Raw genomic sequence first — 19151 nt, 5'->3', positions numbered from 1 at the left:
TCCGGCGGGCATCGCCCTGACCACGCCGCGCTCGACGCATGTCGCGACCGGTGAACACCTGGCGTTGAGCAGCACCGGGCATACGAGCCTATCGATCGGCAAGCGGCTGCTGGCCAGTGCCAGCCAGGGCATGCGGCTGTTCGTGCAGAACATGGGCTGGCGGTTGGTGGCGGCGTCGGGCGACATCGATATCAAAGCGCTGAAAGACAACATCAACCTGCTGGCCAAGCTCGACATCACCGCCAATGCCGACCGCATCACCCTCACCGCCAAGACCGAACTGGTGGTGCAGGGCGGCGGCAGTGCCACCACCTACAACGCCAGCGGCATCACCCACGTGACCACCGGGCCGTACACCGCGCACGCGGCGAACTTCGCCCATGTGGGGCCCAAGAGCCTGGCCGGCACCTTCCCCGAGCCGCCGAAACCGGGCAAGGGCGATCTGGAGTTGCTGTACCAGTACGCCAACAGCAAAGGCGTGAAAACCGGCGACTACAACGTGACCGACGCACTGGGCAAATCGATCAAGGGTACGCTCGACGCCGACGGCTTCAACCTCGCCAGCGGTGCCGCCCTCGGCCCGCTGTGGGCCGACTTCGGCCTGGACCCGGCTGACACCTGGGCCGAAGCCAGCCACTTTGGCGCCAGCACGTGGCCGCTCAGCCCCTCACTCGACGATATCGCACCCGGCCAGCAATCAGTGGTCGGCGAGGTGCTGGGCGCGGCCAGGGATGGCCTGGAGAACGGCAAGGCACTGGTGCAGCAAGGCATGGACAAGGGCAAAGGACTGGTACAGGACGTTATGGCACAAGGAAAGACAATGGCCCAGGGCCTCATGGGCCCCGGTGGCTCTGCAGTGATGGACGATGGCAAGGCGCTTGCGGGCAGCGGGCTGCAACTGGCCAGAAGTGGCCAGGCGGCCTTGCAGCAGGCACAGCAGGTGGGCGCTGCACTCAAGGGCGAGCCCGCCGCGATGGCCGGCCTGGCCAGTAGCGTGGTGCCCGGCGCAGCGGCGTCGCTGAAAGCGGCAAGGGCGCTCAAGACCTTGCCCGGTCTGGCCCAGCCGACCTTGCCGAGCAGCCCGGCCAAGGCTCTGGCCAGCCGCGAGGTGCTGGCATGAGCGAGTCCGCCAAACCCCGCGAACCCCAGGTCGCGGTCGCCCCGCTCAACACCATCGACGCCAAGGACGTGGGCCGCGGCGCCGCCGAATTCGACGCCTGGCTGCAATCGATCAGTGGTGGCACCGTCACCCTGGAGCGCATCAAGTCCGTGGCCGGCGCCTTGCCGGTGGTGGGCAACATCATGGCCCTGGTGGATGCACTGGGGGACGTGGTCACCCTGGTCAAGAGCAAGCAGCGCGAGGTACTGGACTGGGTCAGCCTGGGCATCAACCTGATCGGCGTACTGCCGGCACCGCCGACCATGGCGGCCGCGCGCATGAGCCTGCGCCCGACGTTGTTCCTGGTGCGCCAGGAGCTGCGCAACAGCGCCAAGATGCTGCTGGGCGACTCGCTTATCCAGGTGCTGATCGGCCATTTGAACGCCACCATCGCCGGCACCATCGACGACTTCGTCACCCAGGCCAAGCCCAGGCTGGCCGAGATTCTTGACGCGGCGGGTGCGAAGGGCACCCAGATGCTCGGCGAAATCGCCGACGGCCTGGACGCCGTGGCCACCGGCCAGCTCGATGCCAGGAGCGACCGCACGGCGATGAGCCAGCAATTGTCTGCGGCTGGCGACCAGCTCACGCACAGCCCCAGGGCGGCGATCAGGAATATCTTCGGTGCGATGCACAGTGCCTGCAAGGCTGCGGGCAAGGGGGTGGTGAACAGCGCCGTGAGCAAGCTGGTGTCGGATGACATCAAGGCTCAGGTACTGGCCCAGACCGGGCAGTTGCGCAAGCTGGGGCCGGAGTTGGCGCGCCAGTTGAACAGGCTGGCGGACCCGTCGCTGGCGATGAGCATCGGTTCGATGCTCAATGTGCTGGACGGCGCCGTGAAGGGCTTTCGCAAGCGCAACAAGAACGGGCAGTCGGGCGTGAGCAAGCCGGGCACCGTGACCCAGGTGGAACGGGAGAAACCCAAGGGGGAGCTGGGGGCGACGGCCAGGCAGCATGAGGCCGTGGCTTCGACCAGCCCGCTTCCAGATACCTGCCCGATCCCGCGCCCAGCGCCCAAGGCGCACTCAGGCAACCACATCAGCTTTGCCCTGGGTTCGGAATTCATCATCCATACCGACTTCAGCCTGCCGGGTGCATTTCCCATCGAGTGGCAGCGTATCTACCACTCGCGCCTGGCCGAGTACGACCAAGGCAACCTGGGCGCTCGCTGGGTCACGCCGTTCACCACCTGCATCGATGTGGTCGGCACGGGTCTACTGTTTCACGACTACGATGGCCGTAGCCATGCGTTCGACCTGCCCAAGGTCGAGAAGGCGCAGTACAACGCTATCGAAGACCTGCTGCTGGTTCGCAGTCGTGAAGACGAACTGGTGATCTGCCGCGGCTTCGTGCGCAAGGAACACTATCTGCGCGTGGGCGAGCGCTACTACCTGCAGAAGATCCTGTTGCAGAACGATGCCGGCTGCATGCTGCATTACGAGCATCGGCACGAGGGCCGGCCGGTACTGTCCGACATCATCACCTTTCAAGGCGACATGAGTGACGTGCTGCGTCACCTAGGCACCCTGATCGATGACCATGGCCGTATCACCGGCCTGTGGGAAATGCGTGACGGCCAACCGCTACGCCAACTGTGTGCCTATCACTACGATGCCCATGGCGACCTGGTCGCCGCGCAGGATGAACACGCAGGCACCTGGCACTACCACTATCAAAATCACCTGGTGACCCGTTACACCGACCGTACCGGCCGGGGCATGAACCTGGAGTGGAAGGGCAGTGCGTTCGATGCCAAGGCCATCCGCGAATGGGCCGATGACGGCAGCTACGAGTTGCACCTGGAGTGGGACAGCAACATTCGCCTCACCTACGTCACCGACGCCCATGGCCAGGAGACCTGGTACTACTACGACATCCTTGGACATCTGTACCGTGTGCGTTACCCCGACGAGCGCTCGGAGTGGATCTTTCGCGACGAGCGCAAGCACATCGTTCGGCATGTCCACGTCGATGGCAGCGAAGACCGTTACGACTACGACGAGCAAGGCAGCGTGGTGCGGCATATCCGTGCCGACCACAGCCAGGTTCACTTTGCCTACGATGACCGCCGTCGCCCGATCAGGATCCGCGACGCCGAGGCCGGTGTGTGGGAGCGCCAGTACGACCTCAAGGGCAACCTCAGCGAAACCGTCGACCCGCTGGGCAACAAGACCGAGTTCGCCTACACACCCTCCGGTCTGGTCAAGGCGATCAAGGACGCCAACGGCAACGAAAAGGCGCTGGTGTACAACGACGCCGGGCAACTGGTCGAGTACACCGACTGCTCGGGCAAGACCAGCAAATGGGCCTATGACGATATCGGGCAGTTGGTGCAGTTCACCGATGCCGCCGGCAACAAGACCCAGTACACGTACAAGGCCAGCCAGCTCGCCCTGGTCATCCATCCGGACAAGACCGAAGAGCGCTTCGAGCGCGATGCCGAGAGTCGCCTGCTGGCCCACGTCGATGCCCTCGACCGCTGCACCACCTGGACCTACACCGTCGCCGGGTTGCTCGCCGAGCGGGTCGACGCGGCCGAAAACACCCTGCGTTACCGCTGGGACAAACTGGGCCGCCTCACGGGCCTGGAAAACGAAAACGAAAGCCACGCCAGTTTCCGCTACGACCCGGTCGGCCGTCTGCTGGAAGAGAGCGGCTTCGACGGCCTCACCACGCGCTACCAGTACGACACGAACACTGGGCGCCTGACCTCCACCCACGTCGGGCAACGCCGCCTCGACGTCACCTTCGATCCCGTCGGCCGTCTCATTTCCCGCGTGGCCAGCCAGGGTGACCAGCGCGAGGAAGAAACCTTTGCCTACGACGGCAACGGCAGGCTGATCCAGGCCATCAACGCCGCGAGCAAACTGCAGTGGTTCCATGACGAGGCCGGCAACCTCGTTCGTGAACACCAGCACTACCTGGCCACCGGCACCCCGATGGTCGCGGTGTGGCAGCACGAGTACGACGCCCTCAACCTGCGTACCTCCACCACTCGTCCGGACGGGCACAAGGTCAGCTGGCTGACCTACGGTAGCGGTCATCTGCTGGGCATGACGGTCGATCAGCATGAACTGCTGGCCTACGAGCGCGATGACCTGCACCGCGAGGTTGTGCGGCATCAGGGCAACAGGTTGAGCCAGACTCAGGCGTGGGACCCGGCGGGGCGCCTGCAGGAACAGCTGCTGGGCAGCCAGAACGGCAAATCGACCCTGCTCAAGCGTGAGTATCAGTACGACGCGGTAGGCCAGCTGAGCGACATCCACGACACCCGTCGTGGTCATCTGGCCTACCAGTACGACCCGATTGGCCGCCTGTTACAGGCCACCAGCCGCCTGGGCGTGGAGACCTTCGCCTTCGACCCGGCCGGCAACCTGCTGGATGACAAGCACCACGAGCCGACGCGGCCGCTGGAGCGCACGCCAAAGCGCAACCGTTTGATGGACAACCTGCTGCGCGAGTATGCGGGCACGCATTACACCTATGACGAGCGGGGCAACCTGAGCCATCGGTTGCACAACGGTGTGCAGGCCCGGTTCACCTGGGACCTGTTCGACCGTTTGCAGGCTTACAGCGACGACAAGCTCAAGGTCGAGTACAGCTATGACGCCCTTGGGCGACGGTTGCACAAGCACTCGACGGCGCATTACTGGAACAAACCTGAAGCCGGTACCGGCTGGAACCAGCTGGAGCGAGCCAAGCGCCAGCGCGAGCTGAACTGCGGCTTCACCCTGTTCGGCTGGGACGGCGACACCCTCGCCTGGGAAAGCTCGCCTGCGCAGGATGAAGGTGACACCGGGCGCACGGTGCACTACCTGTACGAACCGGGCAGCTTTGTGCCGGTGGCGCAGGCTCTGCGCAAGGCCCCGATACGGTTGTACAAGGAGCCGGACTGGAGCAACCGCCCCTACGACATCGACCAGGACCCGCTCTGGCAGCAAGCGGCCTCGCCACAACCCTTTGATGCGATTGCGTGGTACCAGTGTGACCACCTGGGTACGCCGATGGAGCTGACTGACCACTACGGCGACGTGGCGTGGTCGGCGCAGTACAAGGCGTGGGGCGAGGTAAAACAAGAACGTTCGGCCTGGGCGAAGCAGGTGGGGCTGAACAACCCGATCCGCTTCCAGGGCCAGTATCACGACCATGAGACGGGACTGCATTACAACCGGTATCGGTACTATGATCCGGCGGTTGGGCGGTTTGTTGGGCAGGATCCGATCAGTTACTTTGGTGGGCTGAACCTGTTCATATATGCGCCGAATCCGATTGACTGGATAGATCCATTTGGGCTGGCTAAACGGGGACCTAAGACCAATGGTGAAGGGCCGCATAACCAAACTATTCAAGCTTGGGGTCAAGAGGTGGTTAATTCAGGTGGAGTGGTAATTGCGGGGGGCGGTATTGAGAAAGAAAAGGCCTTGAATACGCCAGGAGGATACAAGGGCAAAAGACGTCCGGACATAATTTACAGGGACAAGGATGGCGCTTTGATTTATGGGAATGTCGGAAAGGTTAGGGCTGACGGAACAACACCCGTAACGCGGGAGCAAAAGGCGATGGAAGATCTGCGTACCAAAACTCAAGGTGGTGATGTACCTGATGATATCCAGTTTCGGGCGTATAATAAGACGTGTCCACTTAGGTGAGTTATGGAGAAGACGGTTTTTATAAGTTTTGATGAATATGTTGTATTGGTCAATCGCTTAAAAGAAGAGACTGGGCTTGAGCTCTATCTTTCTGAGGGGTATGACATGCCTTTTACGCGCATTGATCATATATCTGCGCTTGATTACGAGCTGATAAATTTATCGTTGGAGTTAAGTGTATTGATGGGTGGGGCGAAAGATTTTTTGTTTACGGGTAAGCCGCAGGGTAAAGTTTTTCGCGAAGATAAAATAGGGTTTGTTAATGTCACTTATGGGCGAGATGATGATAAGGCCATTGGCGCAACCATATTTAATGGTGATAAATCGGAGGCGGAAAAATTAATTGATCGCGTTCTTACGAAGCTGTTGAAAATACAAGCGCATCGAGGAGTAGTGAGTTCAGAGGGAAGTGGAGGGGGGTTATGGGATAAATATTACTGGACGGATGGTGCTTTAGCGTCTGGAAAAAACTGGCATTTGTTTCTCGGTACTGGAGTTCGAAAAATTCGAAACTCTAGTCCAGGATATGCTCCGAAATCTAGCTTTTAGAGAATTATTATTAAGCGCACACATCGAGCTGCTTGTTCAAATGCGCGCGCCAGCGAAATAGTCTGATGGGCGATAGTGCTGCGTTGGCATGGAGACACGCATTACACCTATGACGAGCGGGGCAACCTGAGCCATCGGTTGCACAACGGTGTGCAGGCCCGGTTCACATGACATCTTTTCGACCGCTTGCAGGCTTACAGCGACGACAAGCTCAAGGTCGAGTACAGCTACGACGCCCTTGGGCGTCGGTTGCACAAGCACTCGACGGCGCATTACTGGAACAAACCTGAAGCCGGTACTGGCTGGAACCAGCTGGAGCGAGCCAAGCGCCAGCGCGAGCTGAACTGCGGCTTCACCCTGTTGGGCTGGGACGGCGACACCCTCGCCTGGGAAAGCTCGCCTGCGCAGGATGAAGGTGACACCGAGCGCACGGTGCACTACCTGTACGAACCGGGCAGCTTTGTGCCGGTGGCGCAGGCTCTGCGCAAGGCCCCGATACGGTTGTACAAGGAGCCGGACTGGAGCAACCGCCCCTACGACATCGACCAGGACCCGCTCTGGCAGCAAGCGGCCTCTGGCAGCATTAGGCGAACGCGAGGGAACCTACTTGGCTACACCACCAACTCTTCGGAGAAAATGAATGGCTGATGTATATAATTTTTTAGTTGCTCATCCTAGGCCGCATGAAGTTCTGAGTGTTGCTAATTTTGATGCTGACCTTCGGGCTTGGATGTACAAGGCTGGCGAGCAAATAAGCCGGTGTGGTGGAAGAGGTAAGAAAATAATAAAATACAGTGAAAAAAAATACCTTAAGGATCTGCATGATGGAGCTATTGGAGAGATTGAACTGTACTCAGATCGTATCTGGGAAGAAAGTGGTGGTAGTGAAATGTTGAACTGCAATTTCTCTGCAGTTCTTTCAGGAGAAGCAGGGCTGTTATTGTCTGCATTTTCCGAAAAAATGAAATTGGAGGCTTTAGTTGAATCGTTCTATGAGTTTGATCGATGGAGTGAATCATTTGACTACATATACTCGTATGGGGAAAGCCACGCTTATGGGTTCGGTTATGCGCGCGGAATTTATATGCCAGATGAAAAGCATCCCTTAATGTGGCCTCGGCGCAATGAGGTCGGTATATGGTGGAAAAAACAGCGGGCTGGAACTACGGATTCATTTATACGAGATGTTTATCCTGTAAACATTTTTTCCGACCGGAAGCTCTCCGCTCTTCCACCTGAAAAAAGAACAGCGTTAGAGTCGGCTATGAAGAGGTTCGGCGTGTGTGACACACGAGGTGAATTTACCGTGTGGGCATTAGATAATCATGAACTAGAAACTGTGAGAACAGAGTTGAAAGCTGTTGAGTTGCTAGCGTCCTATTGTCCGTGACCTCGGTAGATTTGCTAAATCACGCTGCGGGGTAACAGCCTTCTATAACAGATGGGCCGCTTACAGGAACAGCTGCTGGGCAGCCAGGATGGCAAAGCGACCCTGCTCAAGCGTGAGTATCAGTACGACGCGGTAGGCCAGCTGACCGACATCCATGACGCCCGGCGTGGTCATCTGGCCTAACAGTACGACCCGATTGGCCGCCTGTTACAGGCCACCAGCCGCCTGGGCGTGGAGACCTTCGCCTTCGACCCGGCCGGCAATCTGCTGGACGACAAGCACCACGAACCGACCCGTACGCTGGAGCGTGCGCCCAGGCGTAACCGGTTGATGGACAACCTGCTGCGTGAGTATGCGGGCACGCATTACACCTATGACGAGCGGGGCAACCTGAGCCACCGGTTGCACAACGGTGTGCAGGTCCGAAAGCAGTTACTGGCATGTGAACGAAAATACAAGCGACCTCATGCGGCGTGATCGACCAGGCCATAGCGTGCCAAGGAGTTGGATCTCAAATTCTGTTACATGATGGAGCCGTTTCAGGGTGTTACCGATCTGGCGTATTTGCAGGACAGCGCAGTGTCCTCAGACGTGTTGAAAACCTGCTTGAATCACTACTTGCTGCACGATGATCTTCTGGACGTGAGTCAGGGCCACCAATACAGTGCTCAACGCGGGATTCTTGTAGCCTCCAGTGATGGATTTCGAAACCGAATGTCAAAAACGCGTGTCATCGGCACAACGCTTTCTGCAATCGCTTCTGCAGAGAAGGAACTGAACAGAACGTTCCCCACATCCTTTTCCCGCTGGCTGCTTGCCAACAATGGACGTTCACTGGGTGGCCTGGTGGTGTTCCCCGTGTTCGACAGCCGAGACCCGAGGAAGACCTGGGACTCGATCGTCCGAAATTACACGTCAGGGTGGCAGGCGTGGCTGGAAAATTTCTCGCAATCGCCTGAGCGTTTTGCACCGCTGTTGCCCTTCGCAGAGTTTGGAACAGGTGATTGTTATTGCTTCGATTATGACGCGCGAGGCGCCTCAGGCGAGCCTGCCGTGGTGTTGTGGGATCATGAAACGGGCAGTGCCCGCCGTGTTGCGGATGACTTTGAGCAGTGGCTGAGTAGCGTTGATCCTGCTCCTTAACGATCATCAGTAGCCCTGGATGGCTTGAATGTTTGACAGCGACTATGAGGTTCTGGGCAGCCCAGCGTGATACCCGCTCGATGACGCCCGCGTTCCCACGACATGCAACGGCATGTTGATGTTCAGCCCTCTTCCAATCAGGCACCATCGGACGTGAGTGCAAAGGCCTGCACCTCCACACGTAATACATCCCATCACACAAGGACGGACCCACCTCATGAAAGACATTGTTCGCCTGGGCGATGCCACCACCCACGGTGGCGTGGTACTCGAAGCCTTTTCCAACACCAACCTCAATGGCAAGCCGATTGCCGGGGTAGGGCACAGCGTCAGTTGCCCCCTGTGCAAAGGGGTATTTCCCATTGCCGAGGGCAGCAGCACCTACAGCGTCGGCGGTACGCCCGTGGCGCTGGATGGCATGAAGACCGCCTGCGGCGCCGCGCTGATCGCCAGTGGCCCCAAGGGCGCAGTCATCAGCTAGGCATTGCCCGCAACGTGCACTTTCCCCCCCGGCCGCACCGCCAGTCGCGACGATGGCCGGGGTACCCAATTGTGTCTACAATCAGCTCCTTTGATTGACCTACTTACTGGAGCTCACGTTTTGGCTCAATACGTCTACACCATGCATCGGCTGAGCAAAGTTGTGCCGCCGAAGCGGGAAATCCTCAAGAACATTTCGCTGTCCTTTTTCCCCGGCGCCAAGATCGGCGTGCTCGGCCTCAACGGTTCGGGTAAATCCACCCTGCTGAAAATCATGGCCGGCGTCGACACCGAGTTCGACGGCGAAGCGCGTCCGATGCCCGATCTGAACGTCGGCTACCTGCCGCAAGAGCCGCAACTGGACCCCACCAAGACCGTGCGTGAAGTGGTCGAAGAGGCCGTCAGCGTGATCAAGGACGCCCAGGCCCGCCTGGACGAGGTCTACGCCGCCTATGCCGACCCGGACGCCGACTTCGACAAGCTGGCCGCCGAACAGGCCAAGCTGGAAGCGATCCTGCAGGCCAGCGACGGTCACAACCTCGAGCGCCAGCTGGAAGTCGCCGCCGACGCGCTGCGCCTGCCGGCCTGGGACGCCAAGGTCGAACACCTGTCCGGTGGCGAGAAGCGCCGCGTGGCCCTGTGCCGCCTGCTGCTGTCGGCCCCCGACATGCTGCTGCTCGACGAACCGACCAACCACCTGGATGCCGACTCGGTCGCCTGGCTGGAGCACTTCCTGCACGACTTCCCGGGCACCGTGGTCGCTATTACCCACGACCGTTACTTCCTGGACAACGTCGCCGGCTGGATTCTGGAACTCGACCGCGGCGCCGGTATTCCTTACGAGGGCAACTATTCGGGTTGGCTGGAAGCCAAGTCGGACCGCCTGGCCCAGGAGTCCAAGCAGCAGTCGGCCCATGAAAAGGCCATGAAGGAAGAACTGGAATGGGTGCGCAAAGGCGCCAAGGCCCGCCAGTCCAAATCCAAGGCGCGTCTGCAACGCTTCGAAGAAATGCAGTCGCAGGAATTCCAGAAGCGCAGCGAAACCAACGAGATCTACATCCCGGCCGGCCCGCGCCTGGGTGACAAGGTCATCGAGTTCAAGAACGTCACCAAGGGCTACGGCGACCGCGTTCTGATCGACAACCTGTCGTTCAGCATGCCAAAAGGCGCCATCGTCGGTGTGATCGGCGGTAACGGCGCCGGTAAATCGACCCTGTTCCGCATGCTGATGGGCAAGGAGCAACCGGACTCGGGCAGCATCGAGATCGGTGAAACCGTGCAACTGGCCTGCGTCGACCAGAGCCGCGAAGACCTGGACGGCGGCAAGACCGTGTTCCAGCAGATCTCCGACGGTTCCGACCAGATCCGCATCGGCAACTACGAGATCCCGGCGCGTACCTACGTGGGGCGCTTCAACTTCAAGGGCGGCGACCAGCAGAAGTTCGTCAAGGACCTCTCCGGTGGTGAGCGTGGCCGCCTGCACCTGGCGTTGACGCTCAAAGAGGGCGGCAACGTGCTGCTGCTCGACGAACCGTCCAACGACCTCGACGTCGAAACCCTGCGTTCGCTGGAGGAAGCCCTGCTGGACTTCCCGGGCGCCGCTATCGTGATCTCTCACGATCGGTGGTTCCTTGACCGTGTGGCTACCCACATCCTGGCCTACGAAGACGATTCGCAGGCGGTGTTCTTCGAAGGCAACTACACCGAGTACGAAGCCGATCGCAAGAAGCGCCTGGGTGAAGCCGCTGCCCAGCCGCACCGGGTACGGCACAAGAAACTGGCATGACCTTCACGGTCTTGCACTGAAACGGGGCCTTCGGGCCCCGTTTTTTTTGCCTGGAATCCGGGTGAATCCTTCGCCGGCAAGGCCGGCTCCTACAGGGTTGTGCGGCCTGCTGTAGGAGCAGGCTTTGCCGGCGAAGGTGTATACATTTATAGAAATGCACCATTTATTTCCATAAAAACGACATTTTGCCCTGTTGCGGTGCGAGCGGTTCTTGGTAAAGTCCTGAAAAAACTAATAAGTCCAACTCTATCTGGTGAATGTCTAAATGATCGAATCCGTCGAAGACTTCCTCGCACGCCTGCAAAAACGCGACCCTGCCCAGCCCGAATTCCATCAGGCCGTGGAAGAGGTACTGCGCAGCCTGTGGCCCTTCCTCGAAGCCAACCCGCACTACCTGCAGGCCGGTATTCTCGAACGCATGGTCGAGCCGGAGCGGGCCATTCTGTTCCGTGTGTCGTGGGTCGACGACAAGGGCAGGGTGCGTGTCAACCGCGGCTACCGCATCCAGATGAGCAGCGCCATCGGCCCATACAAGGGCGGCCTGCGTTTCCACCCTTCGGTGAACCTCGGCGTGCTGAAGTTCCTGGCCTTCGAACAGGTACTCAAGAATTCCCTCACCTCGCTGCCCATGGGCGGCGGCAAGGGCGGCTCGGACTTCGACCCCAAGGGCAAGAGCGACGCCGAAGTCATGCGCTTCTGCCAGGCATTCATGAGCGAGCTGTACCGCCACATCGGCGCCGACCTCGACGTGCCGGCCGGTGACATCGGCGTAGGTGGTCGCGAAATCGGCTTCCTGTTCGGCCAGTACAAGCGCCTGGCCAACCAGTTCACCTCGGTGCTGACCGGCAAGGGCATGAACTACGGCGGCAGCCTGATTCGCCCCGAAGCCACCGGCTACGGCTGCGTGTACTTCGCCGAAGAAATGCTCAAGCGCGACGGCCTGCGCATCGACGGTCGCCGTGTGGCCATCTCCGGCTCCGGCAACGTGGCGCAATATGCCGCGCGCAAGGTCATGGACCTGGGCGGCAAGGTCATCTCGCTGTCCGACTCCGAGGGTACCCTGTACTGCGAAGCCGGCCTGAACGATGCGCAGTGGGATGCGCTGATGGAGCTCAAGAACGTCAAGCGCGGCCGCCTGAGCGAGCTGGGCGGCGAGTTCGGCCTGGAGTTCCGCGCCGGCCAGCGCCCATGGAGCCTGGCCTGCGACATCGCCCTGCCGTGCGCCACCCAGAACGAGCTGGACGCCGAAGACGCCCGCACCCTGCTGCGCAACGGCTGCATCTGCGTGGCCGAAGGCGCCAACATGCCGACCACCCTGGACGCCGTGGACCTCTTCATCGAAGCCGGCATCCTGTTCGCCCCGGGCAAGGCCTCCAACGCCGGCGGCGTGGCCGTCAGCGGCCTGGAGATGTCGCAGAACGCCATGCGCCTGCTGTGGACGGCCGGCGAGGTTGACAGCAAGCTGCACAACATCATGCAGTCGATCCACCATGCCTGCGTGTACTACGGCGAAGAGAACGGCCGCATCAACTACGTCAAGGGCGCCAACATCGCCGGCTTCGTCAAGGTTGCCGACGCCATGCTGGCCCAGGGCGTGGTCTAGGCCTGCGGCTCGATGGCGATGACCTCGATCAGTTGATCACCCGCCGGTCGTCGCCACAGCACCTCGTCACCGGGCGCTGCCCCCAGCAGTGCCCGGCCAAGGGGTGACCCCCAGTTGATCAGGCCACTGGCGGCATAGGCCTGGTCTTCGCCGACCAGTTGCACTTCATGCTGGCGGCCTTCTTCATCGACAAACACCACCCGGCTACCGATCTGCACCTTGCTCTGCGAGGTGGCGGGTGCGGCCACCTGGGCGCTCTGCACGCGGGCGCTGAAGTAGCGCAGGTCGCGCTCGACCTCGGCCAGGCGTTGTTTGTCGGGGTCGCCCAGCAGCGTGCTGCGCAGGGTCTCCAGTTCGCTGACCCGCTGCTTGAGCAGGGTCAGGCCCTGGGCGGTGACGTGGTTGGGTTGTTCGCTGATGCGCCGCTCTACCGGTTGATTGGCCTGATCGGCGGCCTGGTCTTCGTTGACGAATGCTCGGCTCATGGTTGGCCTCCTTTGTAGGAAGACCATGATGCGCGGTCACCGGTTGCATCGAATGTTCGAGGGCGACCTATTGGCGTCGGTAGGCGCGGGCGGCGTCGCGGTCCTTTTCCTGCTGCCACTGCTGATCGCGCTCGTCCCAGTGGCGGCTGCGGTAGGTGTCCTGGTCCTGGCTCTGCTGCATGGCCTGGCACTGGCGAAAGCCGTCGTCCCAGCCGGTCTCGTACTGGCGGTCGTGCAGATAGCGCGGCACGTCCTTGCGAAACTCGCCCATCATCACGCCTGCGGCCTGGTGGCCGCTGCTGCAGCCGGCCTGGAAGCCGTCGGCGTAGGGGGCAGGGTAGCCTTGCTCGATCAGTTGATCGTGGGTGCTGGCGCAACCGCCCAGCATCATTGCCACCAGTACCCAGTGCCCGCGCATGTTCGAACTCTCCACCTGTTGAGGGGAAGTCTAGGTGCTGGTGTGTGCAAGAGAGGTCAAAAAGATGTCAAACAATTGGATCGCATCGCGGGTCAAGCCCGCTCCCACAAGGTTTCTCACTGCCCTTGTGGGAGCGGGCTTGACCCGCGATGACTTCAGTAGTTGTACCACTTCACCTCGAGCATCACCTCGTTCTGCGCCGTCGCCAGCTGGCTGAACTCGCGCCTGGCACTCAGGCGCAGGCCCAGGTTGCGCGACAGTTCCCACTGCTGGTTGAGGCTCAGGCTGCGGCGGACCTCGCCATTGGTGAAGTAGTCGCCCTTGGCCTCCAGGCTCAGGTTGCCCAGCCCGTTGCGCCACAGCACGCCGGTGTTGAACCCTGCCGCGGGTGCGATGAACCCGGCAAAGTCATTGTTGTGCTCCACCCGCACCGTGCCCAGGGCAAACCCGAGCATGTCCTGGCCCAACTGCCAGGTGCCCCCGGCGCCGCCATTCACATGGCTGACCAGCACCTCGTTCTCATGCTTGCCCAGCACCCGTTCCAACCCGCCGGCCACCTGCCACGACCACGGCTTGAGCAGGTCGTTGCGCGGCGTCAGCGAGCGGATCGTGGCCAGGTCCAGGCGCTGCACCTGCCAGTCGTTGTGTTCGTACTGGCGCACCTTCAGCTGCAGGATCTCGATCTGCGCCCCCAGCGGGAAGCCGTAGGCGTTGTCGTTGAGGTCGTGATAGGCCATGCGCAGCCCGTACTCGGCAAAGGCCCGGTCTTCTCGGGTACCCACGCCCAGCTGCCAGGTGCGCGACTCGTGGCCGTCCTCCGGCAGCCCGGGGCGTTCGATCTGCAACGGCGGTGGCGGGTTGCGGTTGATCGCGCGCAGCAGCTCGAAGCTGCGCCTGGCCCGCTCCGGGTCGCGCTCCAGGCCATTGGCGCGGTAGCGCTCCAGGCGATAGGCGGCGTCCTGCACCAGCGCCTGGCGCTCGCGCGGCAGCTCGGTGAAGGCGGGGCTCTGCAGTTGCGCGGTGTCGGCGCTCACGGCCAGCACCTGCTGCTGTTCGGCATGGTCCAGCGGTTTGGCCCGCTCCAGCAGCTCGCGCTCGCGCGATGGGCGGTAGTCGGTACGCGCCACCAGCCCGGACTGTTTCACCGCCTTGACCGTGTCGGTGGGGATCGCCGTGAGCGGGAACTGCGAGGTCAGGTCCAGGCTCGGCCGTGCCACCTGCAGCAGTTCGAGCAGGCGATACGAGCAGTTTTCGTCGAAGAAGAAATAGTCGAACTGGATCTGCTTGAGTTCCCAGATGTGCTCGACCATGCGCCCGGTTTCCTCGGGCGTGAGGTTCAGCCGGTATTCCCACAGGTCGCGGTTTTCCAGGCTGCGGTACTCGGACAGCTTCTCCTGGTAGGGCACCAGCGCGAACAGGCCGGGGTAGCCGCCCATCAGGCCCTTCCAGGCATACAGGATGCTGTTGTCGTTGCCCTCGATGTAGGCGCCGAAGTTGATCGCGTAGCTCAGCAGTGCGGTGTTGTCGCTCTGCACGTCGGCCTGGTCGATACGCAGCAGCGTGTGCCCGAACATCGACGAGGGGCTGTTCAGGTAGGCGGCCGGGAAGATCATCACCGCGCTGTGCGGCGACACGTCCGAGTACCACTGGGTGTAGGCCTTGCAGTCCGGCGCCGGCAGGTCGGTGAGCTGCAACTGCTCACGCAGCCAGCGGGTGCGCGCCGGGAATACGCATTGCGCGTGCTGGTCGCCCAGGCTGGCCGGGGCGTACAGCGCCTCATAGGTGGCGCGCAGTTCCTGGTCAGGGTGGTGCGCACCGTCCTTGGCCAGGAAGAATTTGGGGTCGTCCACGTAGCTGCGCCATCCGCCGAGCTTGGCGGTTTCGTAATGGCCCAGGGAGATCCAGTAGCGGTCGTTGGCCAGTGCGTGCAGACGAGCATCGTCCAGCACGGTGGCAGCGTGCAGCGGGGCGCAGGCACAGAGCGCCAGGTAGGCAAGGCGTTTGAGCATGTCGGGCAACTACGTCTGAATGATGCCGATAGAGGCGGGCAAACAAACCCGCCCCGTGGTCGGGGCGGGTGTGCCGAGCTTAGGCCGGGGTTGCGTATTTGGCCAGACGGGCGTCGCTTTTCAGGACGGCGAGGGTGTTGGTGTGAACATCTTCAGCGGTAGCGTCGGCTGTGGTGAAGATTTCCTGGAAGTGCTGGTGGGTCACGGCCGCGAAGTGCGCACGGTCTTCCGGTGCGACGCCCAGTACCACCGCGTAGGTGGTCAGTGCTTCGCCCTGGCCTTGCGCCATGTCTTCGGACAGCTCGTTCATCATGCCATTCATGGCGAACCAGGATTTGCCGCCATAGGTCAGCGACGCATTGGTGGAGCAGCCGTTGGTGCCCGAGGTCATGCCGAAGGTGGCGTTGCCCGAGGTACCGTTGGTGGTGGATGCGAGGAAGTGAGCCGGCGTGCCGCGTTGGCCCTCGAACAGCATGTTGCCCCAGCCGCAGTCCGGGCCGCCTGGCGCCTGGGCCATGGCGTTGAGCGAAACCGCGGTGAACAGAGTACCCAGAAGAATCCGTTTCATAGCATTGTTCTCTTTCTGATGTTCAAACCAAAGGTCAGGGTTATCTGGCATGTCTGTAGGACTAGTTGCCAGGACGGGTCGGTTGTTTACCCAGCCGCGCAGTTTGGAGTTTAGGCACGATCTAAGGGTTCCGTGATTAATTGCAAAAGATTGCTTGAAATAATTGACGCGGAGCAGGTTTTCGACCCTGCGCGCTAAAGCGTTGAAGAGCCTTGCAAGCCGGGCGCAGGCGGCGCCAGAATGCCGTCATCCGCCCCGCCGAAGTAAGGAAGCCCGATGCCCGATCCTGTTGCTGCGAGCCTGCGTCTTGCGCCCGAAGCCCTGACCCGGCCGTTTTCCGCTGAACAGTTCGATTTTTCCACCACCAATGATCTGGAGCCCTTTCGCGGTGTGCTAGGCCAGGAACGTGCAGTCGAAGCCTTGCAGTTCGGCGTCGCCATGCCACGCCCCGGTTACAACGTGTTTGTCATGGGCGAGCCGGGCACCGGCCGCTTCTCGTTCGTCAAGCGCTACCTCAAGGCAGAAGGCAAGCGCCTGCAGACGCCGTCCGACTGGCTGTACGTCAACAACTTCGACGAGCCCCGCGAGCCCAAGGCGTTCGAGCTGCCGGCCGGCAGTGCCGGGGCCTTCATCGCCGATATCGGGGGCCTGATCGACAACCTGCTGGCGACCTTTCCGGCAGTGTTCGAGCACCCGTCCTATCAGCAGAAGAAAAGCGCCATCGACCGCGCCTTCAACCAGCGCTACGACCGTGCCCTGGATGTGATCGAGCGCGCCTCGCTGGAAAAGGACGTGGCCCTGTACCGCGACAGCAGCAACGTCGCCTTCACCCCAATGGCCGATGGCAAGGCGCTGGACGAGGCCGAGTTCGCCCAGTTGCCTGAGGCCGAGCGCGAGCGCTTCCACGAGGACATCGCCGCGCTGGAAGAGCGCCTCAACGAAGAGCTCGCCAGCCTGCCGCAGTGGAAGCGCGAGTCGAACAACCAGCTGCGCCAGCTCAACGAAGAAACCATCACCCTGGCCCTGCAGCCCTTGCTGGCCCCGCTGTCGGAGAAATACGCCGAGAACGCTGCGGTGTGCGCCTACCTGCAGGCCATGCAGGTCAACCTGCTGCGCACCGTGGTCGAGCAACTGGTCGACGACAGCAAGACCGACGCGGTGGCGCGCAAGATGCTCGAAGAGCAGTACGCCCCCAGCCTGGTGGTCGGCCATCACGCCAGCGGCGGCGCGCCCGTGGTGTTCGAGCCGCACCCTACCTACGACAACCTGTTCGGCCGCATCGAATACGGCAACGACCAGGGCGCGCTGTACACCACCTATCGCCAGTTGCGCCCGGGGGCGCTGCACCGCGCCAATGGCGGGTTCCTGATTCTGGAAGCCGAGAAGATGCTCGGCGAGCCGTTCGTGTGGGATGCGCTCAAGCGCGCCCTGCAGTCGCGCAAGCTGAAGATGGAGTCGCCGCTGGGCGAGTTCGGTCGCCTGGCCACCGTGACCCTCACCCCGCAGATGATCCCGCTGCAGGTCAAGGTGATCATCATCGGCGCCCGCCAGCTGTACTACGCACTGCAGGACCACGATCCGGACTTCCAGGAGATGTTCCGGGTGCTGGTGGACTTCGACGAAGACATTCCCATGGTCGAGGAGAGCCTGGAGCAGTTCGCCCAGTTGCTCAAGACCCGCACCAGCGAGGAGGGCATGGCCCCGCTGACCGCCGATGCGGTGGCGCGCCTGGCCACCTACAGCGCCCGCCTGGCCGAGCACCAGGGGCGTCTTTCGGCGCGCATCGGCGACCTGTTCCAGCTGGTCAGCGAGGCGGATTTCATTCGCCACCTGGCCAACGACGAGATGACCGACGCCGGGCACATCGAGCGGGCGCTCAAGGCCAAGGCCACGCGTACCGGGCGGGTATCGGCGCGGATTCTCGACGACATGCTGGCCGGGATCATCCTGATCGACACCGAAGGCGCGGCGGTGGGCAAGTGCAACGGCCTGACCGTGCTGGAGGTGGGCGATTCGGCGTTCGGCGTGCCGGCGCGGATTTCCGCCACGGTTTACCCGGGCGGCAGCGGCATCGTGGATATCGAGCGTGAGGTCAACCTGGGCCAGCCGATCCACTCCAAGGGCGTGATGATCCTCACCGGGTACCTGGGCAGCCGCTATGCCCAGGAATTCCCCCTGGCGATTTCGGCCAGCATCGCGCTGGAGCAGTCCTACGGCTATGTGGATGGCGACAGCGCATCGCTGGGCGAGGCCTGCACGCTGATCTCGGCCCTGTCGAAAACCCCGCTCAAGCAGTGCTTTGCGATCACCGGCTCGATCAACCAGTTCGGTGAAGTGCAGGCGGTGGGCGGGGTCAACGAGAAGATCGAGGGCTTCTTCCGCCTGTGCGAGGCTCGTGGCCTGACCGGTGAGCAGGGCGCGATCATCCCGCGGGCCAACGTGGCTACGCTGATGCTCGACGAGCGCGTGCTGCAGGCGGTGCGCGCCGGGCAATTCCATGTCTACGCAGTCAGCCAGGCCGACGAGGCCCTGAGCCTGCTGGTGGGCGAGCCGGCCGGGCAGCCGAACGAGGAGGGCGAGTTCCCCGAAGGCAGCATCAATGCGCGGGTAGTCGAGCGGTTGCGGGTGATTGCCGAGATGATCAGCGAAGAGGACCTCAAGGAAGCCGAGAAGGAGCAGGCCGAAGAGGCGCTGGCGCAGGTGAAGCCTTCCTGACCGCGTTGGGTTCTTCGCCGGCAATGCCGGCTCCTACATGTGGGAGTCGGCATTACGGGCGAAGGGGGCAGTTCGGCGCATGGCACATGACCGCTCGGCGCCGACCGCTTGTCGCCGGCGGATTTCTTCTATCCTCAAGGCATGGACCGTCGTGCGCAAAAGGATCGAAACCAGCCTGGCCACAGGCTACGCAACGC

General features: G+C 61.8%; 13 protein-coding genes and 2 pseudogenes. 11 read left to right on the top strand and 4 right to left on the bottom strand.

Features of this window, described 5'->3' with window-relative positions; genetic code table 11:
• From FW760_RS23965 to gdhA, 10 genes and pseudogenes are all read left to right on the top strand, one after another.
• Positions 1-1120 (top strand): DUF2345 domain-containing protein (locus FW760_RS23965; protein WP_446444037.1); only part of this gene is annotated, 1120 nt, incomplete at its 5' end.
• Positions 1117-5808, top strand: a complete 4692-nt coding sequence (locus tag FW760_RS23960) for an RHS repeat-associated core domain-containing protein (RefSeq protein WP_446444036.1) — start codon at positions 1117-1119, stop codon at positions 5806-5808. The genes FW760_RS23965 and FW760_RS23960, both read left to right, overlap by 4 nt.
• A 3-nt stretch (positions 5809-5811) precedes the next feature.
• Positions 5812-6357 (top strand): hypothetical protein, encoded by a 546-nt coding sequence (locus FW760_RS23955; protein ID WP_147303851.1) that lies wholly within the window; start codon positions 5812-5814, stop codon positions 6355-6357.
• Between the two features lie 87 nt (positions 6358-6444).
• A pseudogene (locus FW760_RS23950) lies at positions 6445-6918 on the top strand (RHS repeat-associated core domain-containing protein); the annotation flags it as partial.
• 79 nt (positions 6919-6997) lie between these two features.
• The gene (locus tag FW760_RS23945; protein WP_147303852.1) at positions 6998-7747 is read left to right on the top strand and encodes a hypothetical protein; all 750 of its coding nucleotides are present in this window, start codon (positions 6998-7000) and stop codon (positions 7745-7747) included.
• Between the two features lie 54 nt (positions 7748-7801).
• Positions 7802-8161 (top strand): annotated as a pseudogene (locus tag FW760_RS23940) (hypothetical protein); the annotation flags it as partial.
• 90 nt (positions 8162-8251) lie between these two features.
• Positions 8252-8890, top strand: coding sequence for an SMI1/KNR4 family protein (locus tag FW760_RS23935; RefSeq protein ID WP_353229547.1), 639 nt, complete (start codon positions 8252-8254; stop codon positions 8888-8890).
• Positions 8891-9107: 217 nt separating this feature from the next.
• Entirely contained in the window at positions 9108-9371 is a 264-nt protein-coding gene (locus FW760_RS23930; RefSeq protein ID WP_054916267.1) for a PAAR domain-containing protein, read from the top strand.
• Positions 9372-9491: 120 nt separating this feature from the next.
• Entirely contained in the window at positions 9492-11156 is a 1665-nt protein-coding gene (ettA, locus tag FW760_RS23925; RefSeq protein WP_043860207.1) for an energy-dependent translational throttle protein EttA, read from the top strand.
• 265 nt (positions 11157-11421) lie between these two features.
• Positions 11422-12759 carry an NADP-specific glutamate dehydrogenase gene (gene gdhA, locus FW760_RS23920; RefSeq protein ID WP_043860208.1) on the top strand — a complete coding sequence of 446 codons (1338 nt, stop codon included), beginning with the start codon at positions 11422-11424 and terminating at the stop codon, positions 12757-12759.
• Here gdhA and FW760_RS23915 read toward each other — a convergent pair.
• From FW760_RS23915 to FW760_RS23900, 4 genes are all read right to left on the bottom strand, one after another.
• Positions 12756-13244 carry a GreA/GreB family elongation factor gene (locus tag FW760_RS23915; protein WP_116052762.1) on the bottom strand — a complete coding sequence of 163 codons (489 nt, stop codon included), beginning with the start codon at positions 13242-13244 and terminating at the stop codon, positions 12756-12758. The two genes, gdhA and FW760_RS23915, sit on opposite strands and share 4 nt — an antisense overlap.
• 67 nt (positions 13245-13311) lie before the next feature.
• Entirely contained in the window at positions 13312-13662 is a 351-nt protein-coding gene (locus tag FW760_RS23910; RefSeq protein ID WP_043860210.1) for a hypothetical protein, read from the bottom strand.
• A 155-nt stretch (positions 13663-13817) separates the two neighbouring features.
• A complete protein-coding gene (locus FW760_RS23905; protein WP_054916264.1) occupies positions 13818-15671 on the bottom strand; it encodes an Lnb N-terminal periplasmic domain-containing protein in 1854 nt (617 codons plus the stop codon).
• A gap of 79 nt (positions 15672-15750) precedes the next feature.
• Entirely contained in the window at positions 15751-16239 is a 489-nt protein-coding gene (locus FW760_RS23900; protein ID WP_043860212.1) for a DUF3015 domain-containing protein, read from the bottom strand.
• Positions 16240-16515: 276 nt separating this feature from the next.
• Between FW760_RS23900 and FW760_RS23895 the strand changes: the two genes are divergently transcribed.
• On the top strand, positions 16516-18954 hold the full coding sequence (locus FW760_RS23895) for a Lon protease family protein (RefSeq protein ID WP_043860213.1): 2439 nt from the start codon (positions 16516-16518) through the stop codon (positions 18952-18954).
• Positions 18955-19151: the final 197 nt, after the last annotated feature.

The sequence above is a fragment of the Pseudomonas sp. 1176_21 genome, assembly GCF_052850635.1.
Note: the sequence above shows the minus strand (reverse complement) of the source record. Positions and strands in the feature narration are given on the sequence as shown.

Excerpts from the sequence above, each read along its gene's own strand:
- FW760_RS23955 (WP_147303851.1), top strand. The coding sequence starts at position 5,812 with ATGGAGAAGACGGTTTTTATAAGTTTTGATGAATATGTTGTATTGGTC.
- FW760_RS23960 (WP_446444036.1), top strand. The coding sequence starts at position 1,117 with ATGAGCGAGTCCGCCAAACCCCGCGAACCCCAGGTCGCGGTCGCCCCG.
- FW760_RS23930 (WP_054916267.1), top strand. The coding sequence starts at position 9,108 with ATGAAAGACATTGTTCGCCTGGGCGATGCCACCACCCACGGTGGCGTG.
- FW760_RS23910 (WP_043860210.1), bottom strand. The coding sequence starts at position 13,662 with ATGCGCGGGCACTGGGTACTGGTGGCAATGATGCTGGGCGGTTGCGCC.
- FW760_RS23945 (WP_147303852.1), top strand. The coding sequence starts at position 6,998 with ATGGCTGATGTATATAATTTTTTAGTTGCTCATCCTAGGCCGCATGAA.
- FW760_RS23915 (WP_116052762.1), bottom strand. The coding sequence starts at position 13,244 with ATGAGCCGAGCATTCGTCAACGAAGACCAGGCCGCCGATCAGGCCAAT.
- FW760_RS23905 (WP_054916264.1), bottom strand. The coding sequence starts at position 15,671 with ATGCTCAAACGCCTTGCCTACCTGGCGCTCTGTGCCTGCGCCCCGCTG.
- FW760_RS23900 (WP_043860212.1), bottom strand. The coding sequence starts at position 16,239 with ATGAAACGGATTCTTCTGGGTACTCTGTTCACCGCGGTTTCGCTCAAC.
- gdhA (WP_043860208.1), top strand. The coding sequence starts at position 11,422 with ATGATCGAATCCGTCGAAGACTTCCTCGCACGCCTGCAAAAACGCGAC.
- FW760_RS23895 (WP_043860213.1), top strand. The coding sequence starts at position 16,516 with ATGCCCGATCCTGTTGCTGCGAGCCTGCGTCTTGCGCCCGAAGCCCTG.